The 6196-nt window shown below is 59.1% G+C and carries 6 protein-coding genes; all 6 read left to right on the top strand.

What is annotated here, in order from left to right:
• Window positions 1–366: hypothetical protein (locus tag NKH12_RS29715; protein ID WP_352956375.1), on the top strand; the 366-nt coding region annotated here is incomplete at its 5' end.
• 246 nt (window positions 367–612) lie between these two features.
• The gene (locus tag NKH12_RS29710; RefSeq protein ID WP_352956374.1) at window positions 613–2571 is read left to right on the top strand and encodes an adenylate/guanylate cyclase domain-containing protein; all 1959 of its coding nucleotides are present in this window, start codon (window positions 613–615) and stop codon (window positions 2569–2571) included.
• A 225-nt stretch (window positions 2572–2796) separates the two neighbouring features.
• Window positions 2797–4380: a hypothetical protein gene (locus NKH12_RS29705; RefSeq protein WP_352956373.1), complete on the top strand. Its 1584-nt coding sequence runs from the start codon at window positions 2797–2799 to the stop codon at window positions 4378–4380.
• A 42-nt stretch (window positions 4381–4422) separates the two neighbouring features.
• Window positions 4423–4797, top strand: coding sequence for a type II toxin-antitoxin system RelE/ParE family toxin (locus NKH12_RS29700; RefSeq protein ID WP_352956372.1), 375 nt, complete (start codon window positions 4423–4425; stop codon window positions 4795–4797).
• On the top strand, window positions 4763–5116 hold the full coding sequence (locus tag NKH12_RS29695; protein ID WP_352956371.1) for a helix-turn-helix domain-containing protein: 354 nt from the start codon (window positions 4763–4765) through the stop codon (window positions 5114–5116). The genes NKH12_RS29700 and NKH12_RS29695 overlap by 35 nt, the downstream gene beginning before the upstream one ends.
• A 19-nt stretch (window positions 5117–5135) precedes the next feature.
• Window positions 5136–6107 carry an ABC-three component system protein gene (locus NKH12_RS29690; RefSeq protein WP_352956370.1) on the top strand — a complete coding sequence of 324 codons (972 nt, stop codon included), beginning with the start codon at window positions 5136–5138 and terminating at the stop codon, window positions 6105–6107.
• Window positions 6108–6196: the final 89 nt, after the last annotated feature.

Genomic DNA, 6196 nt, shown 5'->3' with positions numbered 1-6196 from the left:
GGTCAACACTACTCGTGGACATGGACAACCTCCTCGCCCCGGGTCAGTCAGGGAAAGCAGCACACCCAGCGTTTCGGAGGCGATCAAGTGCTGGGCGAAAGCTTCCTGCACGCGAGCGCACTCCCGAATGCTCTTGCGCTGAAGGTCAGGTTCCCGACCTCGATTTGGAGGTTCAAGTCTGCAACGCCCAAGGTCGTCAACGGGTCGGTTTCGGACGAAAAGCGAAGGTCCGCTCCCGAAAAGCGTCGGGAATGTCTGGAAATGGCGCAACCTTCCGGTTTAGGAACCGGAAAGTCTGACCCGTTCCAGACCTTCCCGAGTATTGTCGCAAAGGGCTCGAACTTTAGCCATTCGCGACATTCCTAGGGTGGAGTAAGCTGCTATTGACCTGTGCTGCGCAATCCTCTCAGGCCGCCTCCCGGGTTCAATTGGGTGTAGATGCTTTCATCCTCCGCGCCGATTGACGCGGCAGGGTTCCGTCCCCTGCGGATCCCGATCTCACTCCTCAGCATGCGCTAGCTCCGCATGACATTGATGCCTCGGACAAACACATCCGGGCTTCGCCGTGCGCCCGCGTGGTGCTAACCTGCCTTAGACCAAACGGAGGGTGTCATGGACATTGCCGGGTGGCTTTCGAGCCTTGGGCTCGGCAAATATAGCAGAACCTTCGCCAAGAACGAGATCACGCCCGAAGTGCTCCCGCATCTGTCGGATGCGGACCTCAAGGCGCTGGGGCTGCCGATGGGCCCAAGGAAGCTCGTGTTGGCCGCGATCGCCGAACTTGGCAAGCGCAGTATGGAGGATCCCGCCACAGCGGCCCGAATTGAACCGATCCCTGGAAGTGGTCCACCGCCTCGCCCGGAAGCTGAACGTCGCCAGTTGACGGTGATGTTTGTCGATCTGGTTGGATCGACCGCATTGTCAAGTCAATTGGACCCCGAAGAGATGGGGGAGGTGATCCGGAAGTACCAGCACGCGGTTACCGGGGAGATCAGGCGTCTGAATGGCCATGTGGCGAAGTACATGGGCGACGGGGTGCTGGCCTATTTCGGCTGGCCGCGTGCGCATGAGGACGAGGCCGAGCGAGCGGTGCGGGCCGGGCTTGCCATTGCCGCTGCAGTCGCCGAGCTGGCGACGCCCGCGAAAGTGCCGCTGGGTGCGCGAGTGGGCATTGCCACGGGTCTGGTGGTGGTAGGCGATTTGATCGGCGAAGGTGCAGCGCAGGAGGAGGCGGTGGTCGGCGCGACGCCGAACCTGGCGGCACGCCTGCAAGCACTTGCCCAGGTTGGCAATGTGGTCGTGGCCGGAACGACCCGGCTGCTGCTTGGCGAGCTCTTCGAGCTGGTTGATCTCGGCACCCACGATCTGAAGGGGTTCGCCCAGCCGGTGCGGGCATGGCTGGTCATGGGCGAGAGCCGAGCCGAGGGCCGCTTCGAGGCGCTGCACGGGATGCGCCTCACGTCGCTCGTCGGCCGCGATGAGGAAATAGCCTTGCTCCTCGACCGCTGGCGGCAGGCCAAGGACGGTAGGGACCAGGTGGTGCTTCTGTCGGGCGAGCCGGGCATTGGCAAGTCCCGCATCGCAATCGCCCTGCGCGACCACCTCCGCCGCGAGAAAAGCTTGTCGCTGCGCTATGACGGCTCGCCCTATCACATCAACAGCGCTCTGTTCCCGGTGCTGGACCAGCTGCGTCGGGCTGCCGGCTTCGAGCGCGAGGATGCGCCAGAGGTGAAATTGGCCAAGCTGGAGGCATTGCTTCCCGCGGCTGAGCCTCACCCGAAATCGCCGATCCCGTTGATCGCTGAGTATTTGTCGATCCCGACAGGCGACCGCTACCCGGTGCCCGAAGTCGCCCCGGAACAGAAAAGGGCGAAGACGTTTCAGGCGCTGCTAGCCCAGCTTGAGGGCCTCGCGGCCAAGCAGCCGGTGCTCATGACGGCCGAGGATGCTCACTGGTTCGATCCCACCAGCCTTGAGCTGTTCGATCGCATTGTCGATCGGATCGAGCGGCTGCCGGTACTGCTGGTTGTTACCTTTCGGCCCGAGTTCGCGCCACGGTGGACCGGCAGACCGCATGTGACGCTGCTGACGCTCAGTCATCTCCAACTGAACGAAAGCGCAGCACTCATTGACCATCTCACTGGCGGCCGGCCGCTTCCCGGCGAAGTGCAGGCGCATATTCTCGCCAAGACCGAAGGCATTCCCCTTTTCGTCGAGGAACTGACAAAGGCGGTGCTCGAATCCGGTCTGCTGCGCGCGGCCGGCGAGCGCTATGAGCTTGCCGGCCCGCTGCCACCGCTCGCCATCCCCTCGACGTTGCAGGACTCGCTCCTGGCTCGCCTTGATCGGTTGTCGCGGTTAAGGAAGTGGCGCAAATCGGCGCTGCTATCGGCCGCGCGTTCAGTTACGAATTGCTCGCCGCGACCGCGCAGATGGACGAGCCGAAGGTCAGGACCGCTCTGGACGAACTTGTTCACGCAGAACTGGCATTTTGCCGCGGCAAGCCTCCGGACGCGATCTACACCTTCAAGCATGCGCTGGTTCGGGATGCCGCCTACCAGTCGCTACTGAAGAGCCGACGAACAGCGCTCGACCAAAGCGCGCAGCAAACGGCGTCAGGCTTAGCGTAGGATTTCGCCCTCTACCGCAAACGACCCCATATTGCTCGTGACTTTCAGGCCATTGTGACATCGTCAGGCCAAATGGCGACGCCTGGCAGAGCGATAAGTGACTGATTTCGTTGAGGTCGTGGAACGCTTGCAAAACGGGCGGCTGGCAAGGTAGATGCGATCGTCTTTGATAGTCGCAGCCCTGCAGGCCGACGGAATCTCGGCGGAAGCGGCTCGTCAACGCGTGTCGCGTGCGGTCCAGCCGATACGCCGTTTCCCGATCCCACTTTTTCCGAAGCGTGAATCTTTCCTGTACCTGCAGGAGGACCGCAATTCGGAGCGGTTTTGGCATAATTTCCTGCGTGATCTTCGGGTGTCCAACGCGGTTTATGCGGCGGCGATTGACGGTGTTATCGCGCGAGGGGGTCTCGTTACGGCAGACGGCTTCGCCGTAATAAGCGGTGCGCCCGTCATTCCGCAAAGGGGCCAAGTCGCAGCCGACTTGGTCGCAAAGCGACTTGTCTCGGCCGGATTCGTCAAGGAGGTAAGCGACATTGAGCAGGGACGCTGCTTCTCCCTTGCGGCATCTTTTGGAAGCCCCAGTTTGGCGTCAGTGCGGGCCCGGGCCCTAACCGAAGCGGTCCTCCTTGATGGCGTTAGGGAGTGGGCACGGAAAATCGGCCTTGCCGGCTACAATACTCTGCTTATTCGGGGCGACCCGAACCTTCGGCCGATCGGACCTTTTGCGTTCGATCTCGCCGGCCCCAGCTACCTGCTTCCACTTCAAGGCTCGGCGACAAAGCCGGGTTTTGTTGTCGCCGATGTGTTCGCGGAAGGCATCTTAACCTTGGAACAGGTTCAGTTCTTTATCCGAAAGGCGCGGATGTTGAATGCCACTCTTAGCGGCATCGGTGTCCTGTCGATCCTTGTCTCTGAAGGCTTCACCGGCCCTGCACTGACTGCCGGCCACGCCGCCGGCGTAATGTTGGCCACGCCGAAAGATCTGTTTGGAAGGAGGGTAGGGCTTGCGATCACTTCGCTCGTTGAGACATTGAAGAACGCGGCAGCGTACGCCTCATCAAGCCCCGAACGGCTCACGTCGTTAATTGAGAGCCTTCTCGATATTGAAGGTCGTGCCGGCAACTTGCGCGGCATATTGTTCGAGTTGGTTGCCGGCTACCTCGCGCGGCGCGATGCCGTTTCGATTGACATGGGCGTGAGGGCGACCGATCCCGCGACGGGCAAGACCGCGGACATAGATATTCAAAAAGTAACAAGCCAAGCAAGTTCCGTCACAGCGATCGAGTGCAAAGGAAAGGAGCCTGGTGGGGTGCTGGAGAAAGGCGAGGTCGAGGAATGGCTTCGCAAGATCGCCATTATGCGTTCCCACTACCGAGCTCATCCAGTGTTTAGGGAAGCTGATGTCCACTTCGAGCTATGGACATCGGGAACCATCCAGCTAGATGCCCTTGCGCTCCTTAATGAGGATAAAGCCAAGCGGGTAAGGGCAACTATCGCCTGGAAGGACGGCCAGGACGTGATGGTCCTCGCACGCAAGCACAAGGAGAAGTCTATCGCCGACGCGCTCAACCAGCACTTCATTGCCCAACCCTCTCGCGGATATCGCGAGACAACTTGGTGTGGATCAACGAGCGCCGGCAATTTCTGCCTGATTCTCGAGCTCTGTGTTCGAGAGATGTGCGAAGCGCATCTGCTGCCTCGAGCGGGAAATCCACCAGTTTGTGTCCGTGGTCGGTTCAAAGAGGATTGACGTCAACGAAACCGCTTGTGAGCGGTGGACATTATATGGTACATGCACGCTCCATGGGGTGGTATGGAAGAAGGTCGCGCAAAACAAATCCCGGTGGTGTTCTATCGCACGTCTGCCGGGACAGAGATTGTAAGAGAATGGCTTCAGGGCCTCGACCCTGGAGACCGCCAGGCCGTGGGGTTGGACCTGATGAGGGTGCAGTATCGATGGCCGGTTGGGATGCCATTGTGCCGTCCGCTAAAGGACGGACTATGGGAAGTCCGAACTACCTTGCCGAGCCCTCGGATAGCGCGGGTTCTGTTTTGTGTACATGCCGAGGCAATTATCGTCCTTTCTGGCTTTATCAAGAAGACCCAGAAAACACCTGACGACGAAATGGTGCTTGCGCGCCGAAGAATGCGTGAATTCCTTGATTGAGGAGTCGATTGAAATGGCAAGTGTACAAAAGGCTGGCAAGCGCTCGATCGAGGGCCTTTCCACGCTCAATAACTTCCTCGGGGATATGGGCAAGCTTGAGGAGTTCCAGGCGGTTGCGATTAAAGAAGTCCTCGCGTGGCAGATTGTGGAAGCGATGAAAGAGCAGCATCTCTCGCGCAAGCGTTTGGCCGAGCGGATGGGGACAAGCCGCAGCCAGATAGGTCGTCTACTCGACCCAACGGATGGAAATGTGACCCTTGCAACGCTGCAGCGGGCGGCGGAGGTAGTTGGCCGCAAGGTACGTATCGAACTGATCTGAGACATATTCCGGGGGGACTATGAGGCGGGATTATCGGCTCTACGAGCTGCACGACGACGAGTTCGAGCGCCTCGTCGTTCGTATTTGTGTGCGGTGGTTTGGCGAAGGCGTCACGCCATTCGCCCCCGGCAAAGATGGTGGACGAGATGGAAAGTTCCATGGGACGGCGATCGGCTTCCCTAGCACATCGGCGCCGCTCTCGGGGCACGTCGTCTTCCAGGCGAAACACGTCAATGCGAGCGACCGCTCATGCTCCGATCGAGATTTCGTCACGCTTCTGAGAAAGGAGCATGCGCAGATCAAGCGACTCGCCGCCGAAGGGCTCTGCGATCACTACATCCTCTTTACGAACCGGAAGTACAGCGGCGGAGCGGACGAAAAGCTGATCAAGGAGCTGTTGGCACTTGGGATAAAGAGCGCTGAAATCGTTGGCACTGAACGTCTGTCATTGGCGCTTGATGACTTCGCTGAAATTCGCAATGAACTTCCCAATCGGTTCGATCCGTCCCCGTTTCGCTTCGAACCTGACGAACTTGTGGAGGTAATTCGCGCAATCCACGATTACACGGACGATCGGGAAGCCGGAGATGTCAATGGTGCGGAAGACTTTGAGAAGCTCAAGCTACACGAAAAGAATAAAATCAACGGCCTCAGCGCGAGCTATTATGAGTCAATAATCGTTGACGGGTCGATGCCACATTTTGGACGGGTCGATCAGTTTCTGAAGAACCCGCGGAATGCCGAGTTTGCTGAACTTTATTACGACGCGGCCGACGAACTGAAGCAAAAGATCTTCGTAAAACGGGAAGAATTCGCGTCGTTCGATTTCATTTTCGGTTTCCTCTACGAGGAGATCCAGTGTAAGCGCACCGCCTTGCGTGGCAGGCGCCGACTGATCAGCGTGATACTTCATCACATGTATTGCAACTGCGACATTGGCTTGAAGGAACCAGTGTCCGGCATCCGGAGCGGCGAACATGTTGACGCCTAAGTGTCTGAATCAAAACGACTGGTGCAATTTCAAGGTCTTGCGAGGCGACGCGTGAGCAGGCGGATGTGGGCGATGAAGACCCAGGCTTC

This window comes from Mesorhizobium sp. M1322 (assembly GCF_040318085.1).
Classification (GTDB): Bacteria; Pseudomonadota; Alphaproteobacteria; order Rhizobiales; family Rhizobiaceae; genus Mesorhizobium.
This window is presented reverse-complemented; position numbering and strand designations above follow the sequence as displayed.

Bases quoted from the DNA above. Each gene is read 5' to 3' on its own strand.
- NKH12_RS29710 (WP_352956374.1), top strand. From the start codon at position 613: ATGGACATTGCCGGGTGGCTTTCGAGCCTTGGGCTCGGCAAATATAGC.
- NKH12_RS29700 (WP_352956372.1), top strand. From the start codon at position 4,423: ATGCACGCTCCATGGGGTGGTATGGAAGAAGGTCGCGCAAAACAAATC.
- NKH12_RS29690 (WP_352956370.1), top strand. From the start codon at position 5,136: ATGAGGCGGGATTATCGGCTCTACGAGCTGCACGACGACGAGTTCGAG.